17 protein-coding genes are annotated in these 20378 nt (G+C 35.5%); 16 read left to right on the forward strand and 1 reads right to left on the reverse strand.

Translation table 11 applies throughout. From position 1 onward, the window contains the following. Positions 1-19: 19 nt before the first annotated feature. Positions 20-292, forward strand: coding sequence for a head-tail connector protein (locus WG905_RS11230; RefSeq protein WP_339591807.1), 273 nt, complete (start codon positions 20-22; stop codon positions 290-292). Next, a complete protein-coding gene (locus WG905_RS11235) occupies positions 293-661 on the forward strand; it encodes a phage head completion protein (protein WP_339591808.1) in 369 nt (122 codons plus the stop codon). It begins immediately after the preceding gene. Positions 662-1155: 494 nt separating this feature from the next. On the opposite strand, the gene WG905_RS11240 is transcribed toward WG905_RS11235, so the two are convergent. Continuing rightward, a complete protein-coding gene (locus WG905_RS11240; RefSeq protein WP_339591809.1) occupies positions 1156-1734 on the reverse strand; it encodes a hypothetical protein in 579 nt (192 codons plus the stop codon). 40 nt (positions 1735-1774) lie between these two features. On the opposite strand from WG905_RS11240, the gene WG905_RS11245 reads away from it, so the two are divergent. The 14 genes from WG905_RS11245 (at position 1775) to WG905_RS11310 (ending at position 20319) form a co-directional block, all read left to right on the forward strand. Continuing rightward, complete coding sequence (locus tag WG905_RS11245) at positions 1775-2221, forward strand: HK97-gp10 family putative phage morphogenesis protein (protein WP_339591810.1); 447 nt, start codon at positions 1775-1777, stop codon at positions 2219-2221. Positions 2222-2280: 59 nt separating this feature from the next. Then, the gene (locus WG905_RS11250) at positions 2281-2718 is read left to right on the forward strand and encodes a gp17 family tail completion protein (RefSeq protein ID WP_339591811.1); all 438 of its coding nucleotides are present in this window, start codon (positions 2281-2283) and stop codon (positions 2716-2718) included. Between the two features lie 3 nt (positions 2719-2721). After that, entirely contained in the window at positions 2722-4035 is a 1314-nt protein-coding gene (locus WG905_RS11255) for a phage tail tube protein (RefSeq protein WP_339591812.1), read from the forward strand. A 23-nt stretch (positions 4036-4058) separates the two neighbouring features. Beyond that, the gene (locus WG905_RS11260) at positions 4059-6011 is read left to right on the forward strand and encodes a hypothetical protein (RefSeq protein ID WP_339591813.1); all 1953 of its coding nucleotides are present in this window, start codon (positions 4059-4061) and stop codon (positions 6009-6011) included. A gap of 105 nt (positions 6012-6116) precedes the next feature. Next, positions 6117-8342, forward strand: coding sequence for a hypothetical protein (locus WG905_RS11265; RefSeq protein ID WP_339591814.1), 2226 nt, complete (start codon positions 6117-6119; stop codon positions 8340-8342). Positions 8343-8466: 124 nt separating this feature from the next. Next, positions 8467-9960, forward strand: coding sequence for a hypothetical protein (locus tag WG905_RS11270; RefSeq protein ID WP_339591815.1), 1494 nt, complete (start codon positions 8467-8469; stop codon positions 9958-9960). A gap of 169 nt (positions 9961-10129) precedes the next feature. After that, the gene (locus WG905_RS11275; RefSeq protein ID WP_339591816.1) at positions 10130-10537 is read left to right on the forward strand and encodes a phage tail tube protein; all 408 of its coding nucleotides are present in this window, start codon (positions 10130-10132) and stop codon (positions 10535-10537) included. Positions 10538-10558: 21 nt separating this feature from the next. After that, positions 10559-10936 carry a hypothetical protein gene (locus WG905_RS11280; protein WP_339591817.1) on the forward strand — a complete coding sequence of 126 codons (378 nt, stop codon included), beginning with the start codon at positions 10559-10561 and terminating at the stop codon, positions 10934-10936. 20 nt (positions 10937-10956) lie between these two features. Then, positions 10957-11250, forward strand: coding sequence for a hypothetical protein (locus WG905_RS11285; RefSeq protein ID WP_339591818.1), 294 nt, complete (start codon positions 10957-10959; stop codon positions 11248-11250). A 71-nt stretch (positions 11251-11321) separates the two neighbouring features. Further along, entirely contained in the window at positions 11322-13841 is a 2520-nt protein-coding gene (locus WG905_RS11290) for a tape measure protein (protein WP_339591819.1), read from the forward strand. Beyond that, entirely contained in the window at positions 13841-15829 is a 1989-nt protein-coding gene (locus WG905_RS11295) for a hypothetical protein (RefSeq protein ID WP_339591820.1), read from the forward strand. Before WG905_RS11290 ends, WG905_RS11295 begins: the two co-directional genes overlap by 1 nt. Continuing rightward, the gene (locus WG905_RS11300; RefSeq protein ID WP_339591821.1) at positions 15829-16269 is read left to right on the forward strand and encodes a lysozyme; all 441 of its coding nucleotides are present in this window, start codon (positions 15829-15831) and stop codon (positions 16267-16269) included. The genes WG905_RS11295 and WG905_RS11300 overlap by 1 nt, the downstream gene beginning before the upstream one ends. A gap of 4 nt (positions 16270-16273) precedes the next feature. Continuing rightward, positions 16274-16720, forward strand: a complete 447-nt coding sequence (locus WG905_RS11305) for a hypothetical protein (protein ID WP_339591822.1) — start codon at positions 16274-16276, stop codon at positions 16718-16720. A gap of 1061 nt (positions 16721-17781) precedes the next feature. Next, on the forward strand, positions 17782-20319 hold the full coding sequence (locus WG905_RS11310) for an ATP-dependent Clp protease ATP-binding subunit (RefSeq protein WP_339591823.1): 2538 nt from the start codon (positions 17782-17784) through the stop codon (positions 20317-20319). Positions 20320-20378: the final 59 nt, after the last annotated feature.

Below are 20378 nucleotides of genomic sequence, written 5' to 3' on the forward strand. Positions count from 1 at the left end.
TTTTATACATATATATACTATGACACTAGAATTAGTAAAAAAATACCTAAATATTCACGAAACCAATACAACTGATGATGCATTAATATCACTTCTTCAAGCTGCTGCAATGATACAGGCTACAAGGATTACAACAGAATCTAATGCCTTGATTGATGTTGCATTATTGAAAGATATTGCAAGTAATTACCAGCATAGAGAAAATTACCTAGATCCAGAGAATGGCGGTAATATTTTATCAAATACCACCATCAAAATTTTGAATCAATTTCGTACTAACATCATTCTTTAAATGAAAAATGCCAAGAAATATAATCAACTCATTGAGTTTTGGTCAACTAATCAAGTCAGTAATGGTCAAGGTGGTACTTATGTTCATTATATGCTAGATTTTGCTGATTATGCTCACATCATAACCAAAGATGAGACTAGAACCTTACAAGAGGGACAATTGATATTAGAAGGATATTTTGAGGTCTATTTGCGTTACAGGTCAGATATTTCAATTGCTAAAAGTCATAATATCAAAATGAAAGGAAAGAATTTAACCATTCATAGCATTGTTAATATTGATGAATTAAACAAAGAATTTAAGCTTATTGCCAGTGAATCTGATAACAGTACAGATATACCAGAAGACCCGTATCAAAATTACCAATAGAATCGTTTCTGGATACGATGTTTGTATCAGGTGTGTATTATCTAATTGTGGCTGGGCGAACGGATACGGTCAAATAGAATCGATCAGGAGCAAATATTTCAAGTAATTTATATGTCAGTTTGTTTCCCGTATGTTAATAAATTGCAAGAGTTGTTAACAACTTATAGGATGGAAACAAAGCTGGAGGTACCTATCTTTACAGCAAGCAAAAAGGGCTAATACTTGTAATATCAGCCCTCTTAAAAATTTGCTTTAACAAATTATGAATGAAGTAATTTTAAAATTAAACAAGGGTAGTGAAGCACCATTGTTTACAATGTTAATCAAAGTTAGGGTTAACACTAGGCAATTACAACTTTGTTGGAAATCTAGTTTTCAACAAGTGTTTAAATTAGCTGTAAACGCAGTTTATATGTTAATAAGATTGAAATTATTACCTATACCTTACTTTATGTAACTGAATTTAAGCCCTGTAGAAATGCAGGGCTTTGTTATTATCTATGTTTTCCCAAAATTGGATGCAATTGTTTGGCTAGATGGAATTCAAAAGTCCCTGCAAGCATATCTAAATTTTTAGGGAGGTATATTACATTCAATCTTAATTTCAAGCCCTCAATATTTACCCAATGACAAAGTTGTAAACCTTGTATTGTTGGTGCTCTATGGTAACCAAGATGCACATACATTCTACCTGATATGTTGCTTTTTACTTTTCCAACATAGAGTACTTTAGAATCCCACTTGGAAAATAACTTTTTATGGGCGGGTAGCTTCCTTAATGAGTTTTCCTTTAAGCTTATTGCAGAATTATATATCTCCAATGTAGTATGTTCCGATACAATTTCAAACCAGTATACTGCTGGTATATCAATAAATTGCTCTAAGTCAGTAATAAATTTTAAAGTCTTTTCACATTCAATACTTTTTCCAAAGTCACTCAATAAAGTACAATCTATGTCATAACTTACTATATTATCAAAAGATTTATTGGTTAGTTGAGTTAATGATTCATTTATTTCCTTGGCGTAACTTGATAATGAGGTCGAAATAGAAAAAGATTCAGATAAGATCATATAAAGAGGTTAATATTCTACTAACATACTATTTATAGTTATGAGAACTAGATCAAATTTCAATATAAGTGTTAATGGGCTTGATACTGCCCTTGATAGGTTAGCCCGTTTAGCAAGACAGAATGAATCAGAAGCAAAGCAAGCCATCGCAGAGACAGCGATAAACATTGAGCGCAAAGCAAAGCAAAACCTTGCTCAAATACCTTTTAATGATTCGGTTGGTGGTATTGCTCAGAGTGGATATATTCTTTATTCAAGTGATGGGTTAAGTGCTGATGTTGGTTTCAATAAGCACTACGCACCTTATATAGAGTATGGAACTGGAACCAATGTAGATGTACCAACAGGATTTGAAGATTTTGCAATTCAATTCAAGGGTGATGATTTAAAACAAGTAAACATTAGACCAATGCCATATTTTCATCCAGCGGTAAACAGTGAGCTGCAAAATCTACATAGAAAATTGTTGAACAGTTTAAGACCTTAAATTAATATTATTAAGATATATCAACCAGTGTAACAGCTCCATTATCCTATTTATAGGTAATGAATGAATTTGCACAAGATCCAAGTAACTTATATCGTACAGCTTATTTTGAAAAGCTCAATAATCAGATTTCTATCATTGAAGGTAAATTTATACCTGTATATGACGTTGTTCCTGATGATGCCAAAGCACCGTACATCATAATTTCCTCTTTGACTTTAACCCCCACCCTTTATAATTCAGGTTACGGATATAGTGCAAATATGACAATTGATATTGTCACAAGATTCGCTAGTGGTGGGGGAAAACGTCTTGTAGACTCAATTTCAAATGAAATATTCAAAGTAATTCTAACTAGAAATAAATTTTATGTGGATGATACTTGGAATATTTACACTTCAAAATTAGATAACACCAGATATATTGAGAGTCAATCAGGTACTGGTGTTGTGATTCGAAAGCTAATCAGCTTTGAAAATAAAATTCAACAATTATAATATATGCAGAGAAACATCCTTTCAGGTTCTGAATTCTTGCTTTATAATATAAACAATGAACCAGTAGCCTACTCAACCAATTGTGTCTTAAAGATCAATAATAATTTATCTGATGTAACCACTAAAGACAGTGGTTCTTGGCAAGATTATATGGTTGGGTTAAAGGATTGGTCAATTGATTTTGATGGGCTTGTAAGCTATGGCAATGCCTTTGATACAAGTTTTTTCCTGTCTAAGTTCAAAAATGCTGAACCGTTCTTTGTCAAATTTGGTGTAGTACAAGAAAATTTTACACACGCTTTTTACGGCGAAGTTCATATACAAAATATTGAACAGACTGCTGATAATGGTGAGATAGCTCAATATTCTGGATCATTAAAAGGAGTCGGAAATATATCATTTGACAATGAGGGCACACCAGAGCAATCAGGATATTTAAAGGTTGAAACTGATCCTGTATTTCGTGGTTCACCATCTTTCAATATATCAGAAGCTGATAAACAAAAGTGGAACGAAGCCAATAACAAGATAATCCAAGAATTAGAATTTCTAACAATTGGAGAAACAACAACTTTGAAGATAAAATTTAAGGATGGTAATATTTACTCATCATCATTTAAAAATACGGGCGGTACAGGTTCAACTATTAATAATTTATCATTTTCAAAAGACAATGGAAATCTAACCGTAGGTAACCTATCAACAAATCTTGATGGTCGTTACCAAATGGCAGGTACAGGTGTTGGGTTATCATATCTAGCAGAAAAATTCTTTTCAAAAGATGAAGCTGATGCAAGATATTATTCAATCACAAATCCGAGCAATTTCATCACAGGCGAAAGTGAAACACTTGATAAGGTATTATCACGTGGTAATTCATCAGATAGAGATATTACAATAGGTGGTACAGCCAAATTTGATAATCAACTAATCATCCCAACTACAACACCAGACGCAAATACACAAGGTTCAATCTGGGTAGGTGATGGTGCTACAGCAGGAATTATTCAGGCTAATCATTTAGATAATCTTGAAGATGTAATAATTACAGCACCAGTAAATGGTGATGGATTGGTGTATTCTAATGGTCAGTGGATCAATCAAGAAGTAGCATCAATAGCAGATAAAAACTATGAATACACACAAAATGTACCATCAGCAAATTGGGAAATCCAACACAATTTAAACAAGCTAGTTAATGTGACCGTGATCGATAGTGCTAATACAATAGTATCAGGATCTGTGACATATATAAATAAAAATAAGATAACGATAACGTTCAATGCCGCTTTTAGTGGGTATGCAACGCTAAACTAAAGAATAAAGAATAAAAAGAAACAATGGCAAAACAAACATTTTTGACAGACATTGATTTGTCACAAAACCAATTAATTAACGCAACGCTTCAAAATTTAGCGGTAGCACCCTCAACAGCAGCACTAAAAGCAGGTTATGTATACTTTAATACTGCAGACAAGACAACCTATCAATGGACTGGTGTAGCCTGGTTGAATTTAGGTGATATTTATGTTCACCCGACTCAGACAGCAATTAATCCTACATTAACTGGTGCAAACGTACTTACTGCATTATCAGTAAACACATTAGGACACGTTACTAGTGCTACATCAGCACTACTTACACCTGCAATAATTGGAGCTGAGCCTTCTATTACAGCAGGTACAACCGCTCAATTTTGGAGAGGTGATAAATCTTGGCAGACATTAAATACATCAGCAGTACCAGAAGGAACAAATCAATATTTTACAACTGCCAGAGTTAACGCAGTAGCACCTACTTTAACAGGTACTGGTGCAAGTGGATCGTGGGGTATCAATATCACAGGGTCTGCACCAACATTAACCACAGCTAGAACCCTATGGGGACAATCTTTCAATGGAAGTGCTAATATAGCTGGTGCTTTGACTGGTATAACATCAGCAGCAGGTACGGGGACAGCAGATTTTGCATTGTTTTATGGTAATTCATCTGATACAGCATTAGCACCAAGTTTTTCATTTACAAGTGATCCTAATACTGGTATGTGGAATGGGGGTGCAGCGGATACTTTAGGTTTTACAACCGGTGGAGTAAACAGGTTCAGTATTAATACCACTGGAATTACATCTTCATTACCAATCACAGCTACTGTATTCAATGGTGCAGGTACTGGTTTAACAGGTACAGCAGCTTCTTTTAATATTGGCGGTAATTCAGCAACAGCGACCAAATTAACCACAGCAAGAACCTTGTGGGGTGTTAGTTTTGATGGAACAGCAAATATTGCTGGTGCATTATCAAGTGTTACTAACATCACAATGTCAGGTACTTTATCTGGTGCAACAGATATTAGAATTCCAGTTGCTAAAGCAGCTGGTGTTAATGCGGGTTCACTATGGGTGGGCGATGGAGCATCTGCAGGAGTTATTGTTGCCAATACTTTAGGTAGTCTAAGTGATGTTATCGTTGGTGGTGCAGTAGCTAACCAAGCATTAGTGTTTAACGGTACAAATTGGACAAACCAAGTTGTAACAAGTGTCAACGATTTTTCAACAAACACAACTCAAACTTGGTCATCTCAGAAAATTACTAATACCATAGCTGATATTAATTCAACAATCACAGGTGGTTTGGTAAATAAAGGTGGTTACGATGCTGGTGCAAATTCTCCAATGCTTGATGTAACGCCAATAGCGGGAATTAAGAATGGTTGGACTTATGTAATTACAGTTGCTGGTACATTCTTTACTGAAAATGTTCAGGTTGGTGATATGATTGTTGCTAAACAAGACAATCCAACAACCTTAGCGCATTGGTTAGTGGTGAATAAAAACATTGCTGATATTGTACAAGCTAGTACTGGATCACAAGGTATAATTCAATTAGCTAACCAAACAGAAGTAAATGCAGGTGTTGATGCAAATAAAGCTGTTACACCTGCTACATTACAAGCTAAAGTAGCAACGGATGCAGCATTAGGTTTAATTGAAATAGCCACCCAAGCAGAGGTAAATGCAGGTACAGACTATTCAAGGGCTATCACCCCATTGACAATGAAAACCTATATTACTGGTTATGTTGGTGGATATGCAGCAACTTTTGGTAATGCAAGTTTAACATCATTTGATTTTACTCATAATTTAAATACAACTGATGTTACCATTCAGATTATTGAAGTATCAACAGGCGAAACGGTTATTATGCAATCACGTAGATCATCAGCTAATGTTGTTAATGTTCAATGTAATATTGCACCTGCTACCAATCAATATCGTGTTATAATCAAAAAATAACATAAGTATTAAAAATTATAAGAACCTCATAGAAATATGGGGTTTTATTATTTGGAATAGGTCATTTCAACAAGAATGAACTATTTATAATAAAGACAATAAATAATGGCAAAACAAAAAATACACGGTGATCTAGAGGTTAATGGTAATTTATCAATTTCAACAATCCCAAACCAAACAGGTACTTTATTAACCTTAGGTAGTGTTGATGGTAAAACAATATCAACCCGAACCAATGCACAAATAATAGGTGATTTAGGATTAGCATCAATTAATGGTAATGTTGCAACTGCTACTAAACTGCAGACCACTAGGACACTCTGGGGTGTTAATTTTGATGGTTCAGGTAATGTTACTGGTGCATTAACTGGTGTAACTAATCTTACAGCTAGTGGAATTCTATCTGCCAAAACACTTGAAAATACGTTACTCGATCTTCATCCAGAGGGAAATACAACGATCTTACCATATATATCAAACGATATCGCATATTTAACAAAACGTGGAGGTACTGTAACTAACAATATTGGTATATCTTCTGGTATTATGGATATGTGGTTTGATGGCACACCAAGTTACGGTGGGTTCAATATGGCACTTCCAGCTGAAGGTTTAATAATTGAGATAAATTTTAATAAGACATTTTATTGGGGAACTAAGGTTGGGATTAATTTTGGAAATTCAGGGTGGGGTTCAAATGATATTAAGGTTGAAACCTATGATGTAGCAAACGCTAAGTGGGTTTTAAATTCCGACATCACAAATAATAATAATAATTATCATTATGTAAATGTTGGTCTAGGGGGTGGTATTAGTAAGATGAGATGGACACTCAATAACTTTAAATCAGCTGATAAACGTATTGCTCAAATATGGGTTCTGAACTACAACAGTAGTTTAATGAAAGAGGTGTTTGTAGGTAGAGATGGTGGATCATTATATGGAGCTTTAACATCGAATTCAAACATATCTACAACAGGTGTAATTACAGCAACTGGTGGTAATTCAACTAATTGGAATACAGCATTCACGAATAATCATACCCATACTAATAAAGTGTTCTTAGACTCAGTTGTCACTAATGCTACACTTGCTTTGAATATAAGTGGAAGTGCTGCTAAGTGGGGTACAATGGAGTATGTTGGTGTTGAAACAGCTATAGGTACTTATATAATGGGTTATGGGGCTGATAATAAGTGGCATCCTATTGGAACAGGAAATGTTAAGGCGTGGTTAGGTATAACTGAGGGAACAAAAATTGGTATTAACCCTACGGGTTTGGAATTGAATACTGCTACTTATGGGAAATACGGTGGTGTTGTTCAGGATTCAACAAGTGGACCTGTTAATGGTTCTTGGTACAATAAAATCAAAATACTGCACGATAATGCTGCAGGCTATTATACAGAACTAGCACAATCTTTCACTGGTACCGAAGGATTATACCATAGAAAAATGACTGCTGGAACTTTATCTGCTTGGAAAACAGTTTTAGATGATTCTAATTACGGCATTTATGCTTTATCCCGGGGTGGTGGTACGATGGTAGGAACAATTACGTCTACTGTTTCAACAGGAGAAGCCCTAAGAATTAATCATAATGGTGCTTATATCTCAGGATTTAATACAGCAGGAACGGTTAGACAAGGTTACCTTCAATTTGCTAGTGGTGATGTAGTTTTAGCCTCTGAAACTGGGACTAAATTATTAAAGCTAAATCCAAATGGGGGTAATGTTTCTATTGGATATAGTGTGGATGTCGGCTATAAATTTGCAGCCAATGGGTCAGGATATTTTGAAGGGTCAGTAACAAGTACTGGGGGTTTTAAATCCACCAACCTAAAAGGTATGGTTGGTGACTACGACCAGAACGGAAATGGTGATAAAATCATTTGGACAATAGGTGATCAGTGGAATAGTATAGGTAGTATGTATGGAATCGGATATAGTTTTGCATCTAAGTATGCCCCCGGGGCACACCAAATAGTTTTCAGGGATGCTGGAACCGTCTATGCATCAATAGGGTTAGGAACGGGTAATGCTTGGTTTGATGGGCGAATAACAGCAGGTGTAGGGCAACAATTAAATGGTAATGCTTATGGAACAGCTCAAATTGAAACACAAGGAGTGAATCCCGGGATCGGTTTTCACTATCCGAGTGCTTATGGAGCATCACTTTGGATGAGTTCAGGGGGTACTTTACAATGGAATGGGAATGGTATGTACGTAACTAACTCAGTAGAAGCCCCTGTAGTTAAAGCGACCACAAAAATGACAATTCCAACGTCAGCACCAGCATCAAAAACCGCAGGAGATATTTGGATAGTGTAATGTTAATAGCTTATTTCATGTTGGCATTGCCAACATGACTAAGCCTTATTACTACTTAATATTGTTAAGTTACCTTGATCAAGATATAAGCTTACTAGTACTATTTATAGGTAAACAATTATAAATGGCAGCACCTATAAACGCTTATCGTACCAAATCAATCTATACAAGAAATAAAGAAAATACAGCTGATATTCAAACACTAACAGCTATTCCACAAGCAGATAAAGCAACAATGCAATCAAGATTCCATCTTGATGGGTTATTTAATGCTAATCTGGGCGGCGAGGGTGATGGTGTAGTTGGCTATTGCAGAATTGGCACACCAAATTTTAATATGCACAACAATGCTAGACACAGCAATTTAAGGCTTTATGATGGCGGTGATTGTGTTCTATTCAATGATGCTGGTTTAAATACCTATGGTAATTTAGAACAGGTTCAAGCCATAAGTATTGGCGGTATGTCGGTAGTTTTTGGGTCTTTTGGTTCAAGTTATTACAGTACCACAAGTAATTTTGGGATCAGATATAAGCCAGAAGGTGGTAGTGCCTGGACTACTTTAGATGGCGGGACACTGCCATCACAACAGAGTTCAGTATTATCGGATCAGCTTGTACCATTCATTATTGATGCGTCCCCAAATACCATTAACATTATAGCTTTTATTACTAATGAGGAAGGTACTAGAGAATTACCAGCACAAAATTTTCTACTCAATAATTATTATTTTGATATGAGGTTTTCATCTGTGAACCTAACTGGTGCCTTAGATTCAACCACTACAACTCAAATATATACAAATGCAGAGGGTCAATTCAGTGGATCAGGAGGACTTGACATAGGTGCTTATGTTACACCAACAAGGCACGTATCAGGGGTACAACCAGCAGGTACAGTTCCAAATGGTTATTACTTAGATACAAACAGTAATATATGGATTAGAGTAGCTATTATTAATGGTAAATCTAAGATTACACAAAAAGGAAGTTTACCTGATAATAGTGAGGGAGTTTTTGAGAATCAAGTTAACTTTTTTATGAGGGGTCCAGCTGCTACTAAGGTTGGAACTTTGTTGGCTGGGAGAAAATTAATTTATAGTTCCAACGGTAAATTGGATGCTAATAGTAATTTAAGTTTGGCTAAAGGCAGTTATACTCAAGTCCCTACCGGATGGTATATGTTATCCGATACCAATCCTAGATGGGTTGAAATTGAAACTGTGGGAGGGACAAGCAAAATTACTCAACCAAGTGTAGTAGCGCCACCTACACCACCTGTACAAGTAGATTACTTTACAGATCCAGCTAGTGATATTACTTATGTTTATCACAGGTCACCTAATGAAGGTGATACTCCATTCTGGGGTAATGTTTGTATTAACCTGACTCAATATATGAATGATGGTAATACTGGACTTCAAATAACACTTAAAAGAAATGTTAACGATAATAAATTCTATGGGTTTAGTTCGGGATCAACAACTAGTGATTGGGGACTAGCTCACGGGTTATATTTTAACGGTACTAAAACTAATGGTGCATATAATGGCGATCAATGGGTTGCAGGTGTTTTAACGTCATCTGGTGATTGTAATACAGGATTTGGATTAGTATAAAATAATTTAAATAAAAACAAAGTGAACCTTAATCATTCAGTTGGTTAGGGTTTTTTTATGCCTTGAATTTAACATCTATATTATTAAGTAATATCTCTTAATATCAGTCAGTTAACAGCCTATTTATCTATAAACGACCACACAAGTGGAATTTATAAAATAGATAAAAATGGCAGATAATTTTATTAATGGATCAGACTTAGTTCTTTTCATCGGTGCAGAACCAATTGCATCTTCTAGATCTTGCTCGATCTCAATGAGCGTAAATATGGCTGATGCCACCACCAAAGATAATGAGGGTTATTCAGAGTCAATTCCTACTACTAGAAGTTGGGAATTATCAGCAGATGGTCTTGCAGCTTGGGGTGGTAACATCAAAGAATTAATGACCGCATTCCAAAATAAAACAGCTTTACAGATAAAATTTTCACCTAGAGAATTAGCGACTGGTGATATGGTTTATTCGGGTACCGCATACTTAGAAAGTCTTGAAATTGATGCACCTATGGAAGATGGAGTAAGTTTTTCAGTATCCCTTAAAGGATCAGGTAAGCTTTTATTTGAAGCTACTGTATAAATCATAACATAAGAAGAGGATATGAAAGGATTTTTACAAATAGAAATAAATAAAGAAAAAAAAGGGGTTCAATTCGGGATGTATGCCATCAAATTGTTAACCGAAAAAAGAGGCATCACTTTAAATGAAATTGGTGAATTATTTGAAGGTGTTGATCAAGATCCAATCAAGGCATTTGACTTACTAGTTGATTTGCTTTATGCAGGAATAAGCAATTACAATTTGATTAATGATATCAATGAGGTAGTTAACTATTACAAACTGTATCAAGATTTTGGTGGAGTAGATAAAGATAATTACGATAAGATTTTCAAAGCATTTTTAGAGACTCAAATCAGCGGTAAATCTCTATCCAATGATGAGATGGACAAAGCACCTAAGGACAAAAAAAAAGCTTAGAGTTTGAAGAGCTTCAAGGAATGGCAATTGGTGAGATTGGTTTAACCTTGAAAGATTTCTATACACTGACCTACAATGAATATCATAATGTTGCAAAGGCATATATGCAAAAAGATGAAAGGGAATGGTTGAGAACTAGAATGCTTGCATCATTACTTATCAATGTGCAAATGCCTAAAGACAAACATATCACACCAGAAATGTTGTTTTCATTACCAAGTGATAACCTGATAATCAAGAAAAAACCAGTGCCAACAAAAGATGAGTTTTTACAAGCAGTGGAGCGATACAATAAAGGAAAAGACAAGGTTTAAATAACCTTGATAGTGAAACCCCTTAAACAACCTTAAAAAGAGTTTAAGGGGTTTTTTAATACAATAATGAATTGGCAATAAATACACAAAATATAAGCTATGTTTTCGGAGCTAATATTTCACAATTCCAATCGGCAATTGGTACAGTACAGACATCTTTAAGAAGCGCAGGACAACAATTAAAAGATTTTGGTTCTGACTTATCAGCTTATGTTTCCCTTCCACTGGTAGCCCTTGGTGCTAGTGCAATAAAAGCATTTGGAGATATTCAATCTTTAAAGAATGGCTTAACTGCTGTAACTGGAAGTGCAGACGAAGCAAACAAACAATTCACAAGATTAGTCGAGCTTGCTAAAATGCCTGGGCTTGGATTGAAAGAAGTTACTAAGGGTTCAATAAATCTTCAAGTTATTGGATTCACAGCAGAAAAAGCAGAGAAATCTATCAGAGCATTTGGTAATGCGGTTGCAACAGTTGGTGGTGGTAAAGATCAATTTGAACGGGCTACGTATGGACTTGCTCAATTAGCTAACACAGATTTTCCATTAGGTGAAGATTTAAACATTATCAAAGATGCTATTCCACAAGTAACACCTTTATTAAAAGAAGCATTTGGGTCTGCAAGATCCGATGATTTGAAAAAAATGGGTGTTTCATCTGCAATGGTAGTTGATGCTATTGTTGATGGTTTATCCAAACTTCCACCTGTTACTGGTGGTGTGAATGCAGCCTTTGAAAACCTTAAAGATGGTGTATTTGGTAATCTTGCCGATATAGGTGAGATAATCAATAAGAATCTTGATATATCTAAACTGGTTGATAAGCTTATCAATGGATTATCATCAGTAACAGAATATTTCAAAAACTTATCTCCAGAGGTTCAAAAAGGAGTTTTAGTATTTGCAGGTTTAGCGATTGTGATACCACCAATACTTGTTGCTTTAGGGGTTTTAACTGGTACTATTTTACCTGCATTGATAGGTGGGTTTGCAGCTTTAATCAGTCCAATTGGTTTAGTTGTCGCAGCAGTGGCAGGTGCAGTTGCATTGATTGTTTACAATTGGGATAGCATTGTTCAATATTTTACATCTGGTGAAGGTGGTAAGTTCTGGGACACTGTCAAAGGCTATGCCTCTGACATGTGGAGTTCTCTTAAATCCATTTTTCAAACTATTGTTAGTGTTGGTGCAGCAATTTGGAAAAAATTTGGTGACAATATTATTAATCAGGTATTGGTTGCTTTCAACTTTGTTAAAGATATCATCACTGCAACCCTTGGAGTTATTTCAGGACTGATGAAAGTTTGGGATGGCGTCTTAAGTGGTGACTGGTCAAAGATATGGGAAGGTATTAAAGGCATTACTGCAAACCTTTGGAATGGAATTGTAAATGTTGTTAAGAGTGCAATTAAGGGATTAGCTAATGGTTTAGGTGCTTTTTACAAATTGTTGGGAATGGAAACCCTAGGTAATGGATTAACCAAGCTAGGATCTGGAATTGATTCAATATTTTCTAAAATTCAAATACCCATTAAAGCAGCTACAAAGGCTGTTAAAGATTTTAAAAAAGAGGTTACAGGTGTTACAGCAGGTGATATTACTACATCAACTAAGACTACCACAACAACTAAGACTAAAAGTACCACAGATTCAAAATCACAAGATGCAATTGCTCAGGTTTATAATGATTTAAGTGTTGGATTAAAGCAAATTGATTCTCTTTTTGGAGCAACATTTGACGAGAAGGCAAAGAAAAAGATTGAAGAATATCAACAGGCTATCAATGGACTTATCAAAAACGGTTATGAACCTGCATCTATAGCAATTAAGAATTTACAAGTTGAACAATTAAAATTCAACTTACTTCAACCTAACAATCATAAAGTAACCGCTATACCACCAGTAAAAGGTGAGAAATCTTCTATTCAAATGAGTAGTCAAGTAGGATTAAAAGATTTAGCAGGTCAATTAACAACTGAGCAAGCTCAAATAATTGCGGGTCAAATTCAATTCAATGATCAATTCAATAATTTGGTTACAACTGGATTTGGTCAAGGCATTGGCGATGCATTTAGTGCAGTTGGCGATGCATTCACAAGTGGTGGTAATATCATACAAGCATTTGGAGAGTCTATCATTAAGTCATTTGGTGGATTCCTTGGAAATTTTGGTGATTTATTAATTGAGTATGGTGCAGCAGCTGTATTAAAAGGAAAACTAGATCTAGCAACCTTAATTCCTGGTGCTGGTATTTTCGCTGGTGCAGCAGCTATTGCAGCAGGTTTAGCCTTAAAACTAGCAGCAGGTGCATTTGGTGCAGTTGGTGGTGGTGGAGGTAAAAAGGGAAAAGATTCTGGACGCACCGCATTTGCAAATGGTGGGGTTGTATTTGGTCCTACAAATGCTTTAGTAGGTGATGAATATCCCGGTGCTTCAAGAAATCCAGAAGTTATTGCTCCATTGAATTCATTAAAAGGAATGCTTAGTGATATGGGTGGCGGTATGTCAGGACAAGTAGAATTCAGGATTCAAGGTAATAGCCTAGTTGGTATCTTGAATAACGAACAAAAAAAGCAATTCAGAACTAACTAATGGCATACGGAATAAAATACAAATGTGCCTTTAGTTCAATTAAAGGGTTAAAATATCAAGTTTACATATTAAAAAAAGACTATGATTCAGCTATAATTGAGATTGAAAATATGGGTGCTACACCCGTAGAGATTAATTATACCAGTAACAGTGAAAATAAATTTGAAATCATTAGAGGTAGTGAATGTATTCTAAATATCTATTCTGATTTTGATGGTCAATTCAGCGAAATAATGGTTGCTGATGCGAAAGAATATCAAGTCCAAGTATGGTTGAATGATACCCTACATTGGCAAGGTTATGTGATCCAAGACAATTACAGTGAGCCATTTCAATCAGCTCCATATCTGATTTCACTACGTGCTACTGATGGTTTGGGTGATTTAAAATTTCTTGATTTTACTGCTGAAAATGGATCACCTTATCTAACAGATATGACCTTTGCTGAGGCTATTTTAAACTGCTTAGGTAAGCTTAAAAATGGTTCACAACTCATTACATCAAATGATGTTCTTGAAGCTAGAATCGATCGTAATGACCTTAAAAATGAAGCCTTCAATAATTTAACTGTAAACCCTTTTATTTTTTTAGAGGACGATTTAAATACTCTAAAATGTGATGAGGTATTAAAAATGATATTGGAATTATTTCAATGCTACATTTATTACAAAAAGGGGAAATATCACATTGAAAGGGTTAATTATAAGCTTAATGATGTTATTACCAGAAGAACCTACAGTATCAATTTTGATGGGATTCAAGATTCAACTAATCCAACGGTAAACAATGAAAATATCAGGAGTGAAATATCTAAAACCAGTGGTTTATCATTCATCAACGCTGACCATAATATTACCTATGTCCCTGCATATAATAAAGTTCAAATTGAGAATAACGTAACTGATCCTAACAATTTACTCCATAATAATTATTTCAGAAATTGGGATTCAAGTAATACCAGTCCACTAAGTTGGGTGAAATCCGGTAATATTTCAATTGGAAAAAAGGACTTTACAAGGTCAGGATCTGCTTTACACATTTTAACTAAAGTAGAAGATAATGCAATTAGTTACACTACCAATAGGATTTATCCTATCAGAAATGCTTTTGTTGGTTCTAAAAATAAAAGAGCTGATGACAAATTAACTATTACGATTGCCAATCAAGGCAATGTGAGATTTATGGTTAAAGCAACTACTGTACGTTTAGGTACACATTATTTGTATTGTGAACGGGATACTGAAGTAACTAACGCAATTCAATATAAAGCTGAATTTAAAGGGGCTACACCTTCTTTTTGTAAAATACCTGCACCTGAATCAGTTGTTAGTGGCACAGATGAATGGTTTGTGAATTCTCTAGAGGTTTTATTACCGGTTGATACTGTGACATTAGATATAGCATTTTTACCCTCATTCACTGCTACATATAATCAAGACTGCATTATCAGGGAGTTTACGGTAGCAATAACTGCAGGGACATCTGCTAGAGCAGTTGGTGACGTTTATTCTATCACATCAGATAAAAATGTTCGTGAAACAAATAGTGATTTACAACCGACACTTGGAGAGTTTGGTGACTATTGGTACAGCAATCAAATTTTACTTAAATCATCAACTAGTAAGCTACCTACAGCGAACTGGTATAGAGAAGGAAAAACAGAGTCTAAGCCATTATTTCAACTGTGTTCCCAAGCTATATTAAATCAATACAGAACACCTTTTAAGCTGTTTTCCGGCAGTTTTTATGGGGCGTTTGACTTTGCTAAGGTCTATGAAATACAACATCTTATAGGGCTTTATATGCCTTATAAATCTTCAAGTGATTTGAAATTAGACTTACATAAAGTTGATTTTTTTGAACTATTGAATGATGCTGATGTGGCAACAGATAAAGCCGAACGGAATTTAAAATACAAAGATGGTGACTATAGCACTATCAGCAATGAAATAGTACCTAGACGACAAAGGGCGGGAGGAAGAAATTAATGCAAATTGATAAAATTGGAAGACAATTAATATATAATGAAGAAGGTGTGGTTTTGAATTCATATCTGTGTTCAGCGGGCATACCCACCCTTGGAATCGGTTTCACTTACTACCCCTCAACCGGAAAAAAGGTTAAAATGGGTGAGAAGATTACAAGGGTTGAATGTGACCAGATATTCAATCAAATCATCAAGACATTTGAACAGGCTGTGAATAAGGCTATAAAAGTAGCCCTAACACAAAACCAGTTCAATGCCTTAGTAAGCCTTTGCTTTAATATTGGTGTTGGTGCATTTACTGGATCTACTTTAGTTAAAAAAATCAATACTCAATCACATATTTTAGACATTGAAAAATGGTTTTTGGCTTGGAAAAACTCAGGAGGTAAACCCATTTTGTTGAACCGTAGGAAAAGAGAATTTAAAATTTATAACACATAAGGGTATGGATTATTTAAACAATTTATTTACCCTTAAAATGTGGTTTTTAAAACTCATTGGCTTACTTCTAATATGGTTAGAGCCTGCCAGACAGATAACGGGTCTATTGATATTCCTTGTGGTGGTTGATGCTATTACAACTTATTGGGTGAGAATGGAGAGGAGCGAAAGAGTTAATCTTAAAGAATTCCTAATTAAAGAGATTAAGGATTTAACCCTATTTTTACTTTATATATTAACGATCCACTACTTTCAAGAGGCTTATCTAGGTGAAACAATGGCGGTTTTCAAATTATTGGCAGGTATTCCAATAATAGCCCTTCTTTCGGGCATTGTTGAAAATATTGAAAGTCTTACTGGTATATCCGTAGCAACCAAATTCAAAGAGATTATTACAGGGATTTTTGGAAAACTTAGTGATAAGGTGAATCCAACTGATAGGGAGAATTAGTGTTGCCTACACCAAAAATGATGTAGGCTTGAACCAACACTAATTTTTAACAATTAACGCTCTTAAGAGTAAACATAATGATTTATTTTATATTAAGTCATTTATTTAAAACAAAATAATCTTTTGGTAGACTTTCAATTATTTCGTTTGCTAAGATTGTGAATTCTTTGTCAACCCGTTTTATTTCCTTCTCAATTTCTTTCTTCTCAACTTTATCAGCCGTTATGAGATTTTTCTTAAAGCCGTTAATTCCTGTATAAATCTGTCTTGTTTGTCACCTTGATAATCCATACCTAATTAGTTTGAAACTAAATCTAATTTTAAAAATATGTACTAACAAAGTTTTATTAAATGCTAATATTTTTAGTATTTTTGCTTTGTTATGGGATTATCAACAGAACAGATTATTGGCTTTAACAGATGGATGGCTGCAATAGTGAGGTCAAATAAAATACTAACTAAGGCAAGTAGTAGTTATATTGGACTTATTGTCTTGGTTGATAACAAGATAACTGTTAATCTCAAGCATTTATCACCCGAATATCAGGAAAAATTTATTTTGAAGGATTTTGATGATTATTGCAGAATTTTCATTACTTTTCTTAAAGTCCCAATCGAGAGGTTTCTTGTGTTTGAAAAAATAGAATATCATACTTTTAATTTTGTATTTATTCTAGATGGCAGGAAATTTTTCAAATTTGTCACCATTTTTACACCGTCTTAAAGGGGACACAAACGGGGACAAAACGGGGACAAAATGGCTTAAAACAGGTAAAATATTAGGTGTTTTGGAATTTAAAAAGTGCCTTTAAAGCGTTTAGAGGGCTATGACACAAAAAAGTTAGTAATTTTTAAAAGATTATTTTTTCGTCTGACATAATTACTTCTAATACATGCAAATATCGCCAATTAAGTCAGAAGTTAGTAAGATTTATGAAATATCGGCAGTACCCAAGCATTTTTTGCGCTGTATGGCGTAATTGTTGTTAAAAAGTTATATCCGGTATACCTTATTCAAAACATTTTTATAGTTTAGGGTATTCTGGTTAAGAAAGGTAAATATGGAAGCTAAATTTTCACCACAAGTAAAAGACGTGATTTCGTTTAGCAGGGAAGAAGCCCTGAGATTAGGACACGATTACATAGGCGCAGAGCATCTTTTATTAGGCTTGATCCGCGAAGGCGATGGTATGGCTATTAAGATATTAAAGTCATTGGGAGTAGATACCACTAAATTACGTCGTTCTATAGAGGATGCGGTACGTGGTACTTCAAGTGTAACTGTAAATCTTGGTAATATTCCGCTGACTAAGCAAGCTGAAAAAGTATTAAAAATTACTTATCTGGAAGCTAAGATATTCAAAAGCGACCTGATCGGTACTGAGCACTTGTTATTGTCTATCCTACGCGACGACGATAATATTGCATCGCAAATTTTATTGCAGTACAGCATTAATTATGAGATCTTTAAGCAAGAAGTTGAAGTAAATAAAAACGGTTATAAAGATGATCCGCAAGGCAGTGCCTCTACCGGAGATGAAGATTACCGCGAAGAAGAAAGCTTCAGCAATCCTAAAAAAGTTTCTGACATTAAATCGAAAACTCCAGTGCTTGATAATTTTGGAAGAGATTTAACAAAGGCCGCAGAAGAAGGTCGTTTGGACCCTATTGTTGGCCGGGAGAAAGAAATTGAGCGTGTTTCTCAAATTCTTTCCCGTCGTAAAAAGAACAACCCCATTCTGATCGGTGAACCCGGTGTTGGTAAATCTGCCATTGCTGAGGGGCTTGCCCTTAGAATTGTTCAACGAAAAGTATCAAGGGTATTGTTTAACAAACGTGTGGTTACTTTAGATCTGGCATCATTGGTTGCCGGAACTAAATACCGTGGTCAGTTTGAGGAAAGAATGAAAGCCGTGATGAACGAGCTTGAAAAATCTACCGATGTGATCTTGTTCATTGATGAGATCCATACCATTGTTGGTGCAGGTGGTGCTTCTGGTTCATTGGATGCATCAAATATGTTCAAACCAGCATTGGCAAGGGGAGAAATACAATGCATTGGTGCGACTACTTTAGATGAGTACCGCCAGTACATAGAGAAAGATGGTGCCCTGGATCGTCGTTTCCAAAAGGTCATGATCGAGCCGGCAACTCCTGATGAAACTATCGAGATTTTAAACCGTATCAAGGAAAAATACGAAGATCATCATGGGGTAACTTATACAGATGAAGCAATTAACGCCTGTGTATCCCTCACCTCCCGTTACATCACTGACAGGTTTCTGCCGGATAAAGCTATCGATGCTTTGGATGAAGCAGGTTCAAGGGTGCATTTAACAAATATCCATGTTCCTGAAAACATCATTGATATCGAAACCAAGATCGAAGACATTAAGGTGGAGAAAAACAAAGTGGTTAAAAGTCAGAAATATGAGGAAGCTGCCAAATTAAGAGACACAGAAAAAAATCTTTTAGAAGAGCTGGACCGTGCCAAAGCACAATGGGAAGCAGAAACTAAAACCAAACGTTATACCGTGTCAGAAGATAACGTGGCAGAAGTGGTTTCTATGATGACAGGTATTCCACTGCAAAGGGTGGGACAAACAGACAGCCAAAAACTGTTGAATATGTACGATACCGTTGCTACCAAAATTATTGGTCAGGATGATGCCATAAAGAAGTTAACTAAAGCTATTCAGCGTACACGTGCAGGGTTGAAAGATCCTAAGAAGCCTATCGGTTCATTTATATTCCTTGGCCCTACAGGTGTGGGTAAAACTGAGCTGGCAAAAGAACTTGCCCGCTTTATGTTCGATAGCGACGATGCCCTGATTCAAATCGACATGAGTGAGTACATGGAGAAATTTGCAGTTTCACGTTTAGTGGGTGCGCCTCCGGGCTATGTTGGTTATGAAGAAGGTGGACAGCTGACTGAAAAAGTACGCCGTAAACCTTATGCTGTAATTCTTCTGGATGAGATTGAAAAAGCGCATCCTGATGTGTTTAACATCTTGTTGCAGGTTCTTGACGAAGGTCAGCTTACTGATAGTCTTGGTCGTAAGGTCGATTTTAGGAATACCATCATCATCATGACTTCCAATATTGGCGCCCGCCAGTTGAAAGACTTCGGACAAGGGGTTGGTTTCACCACATTGGCTAAAACAAACCAGGTGGATGCGCACTCCAGAGGTGTAATCGAAAATGCATTGAAACGTGCATTTGCTCCTGAGTTTTTAAACAGGGTGGATGACGTGGTTGTGTTTAATACCTTAGGTAAAAACGAAATCTTCAAAATCATCGATATTGAATTAAAATCTTTATTCGACAGGGTATTGACACTTGGTTATGAAGTGAAATTAACTGAAAGAGCGAAAGACTTTATTGCCGACAAAGGATTTGATATCAACTTTGGAGCAAGACCGTTAAAACGTGCCATCCAGAAATACCTGGAAGACCCTATTGCAGAAGAAATTCTGAAAGGTGAAATTCAGCAAGGTGCCGTTCTCGAAATTGATTACGACAAAGAGGCTGATAAAATTGAAGTGATTAGTAAAAATCGCGGCAAGAAAATCAAAGAAGAAGGCGCAAGCCCTGAATAAAGGTTTTCAATCTGCATGAAAATAATTAAGGCTGTATCAATGTGAAGTGAACCCCAAAA

This window comes from Pedobacter immunditicola (assembly GCF_037482985.1).
GTDB lineage: Bacteria > Bacteroidota > Bacteroidia > Sphingobacteriales > Sphingobacteriaceae > Pedobacter > Pedobacter immunditicola.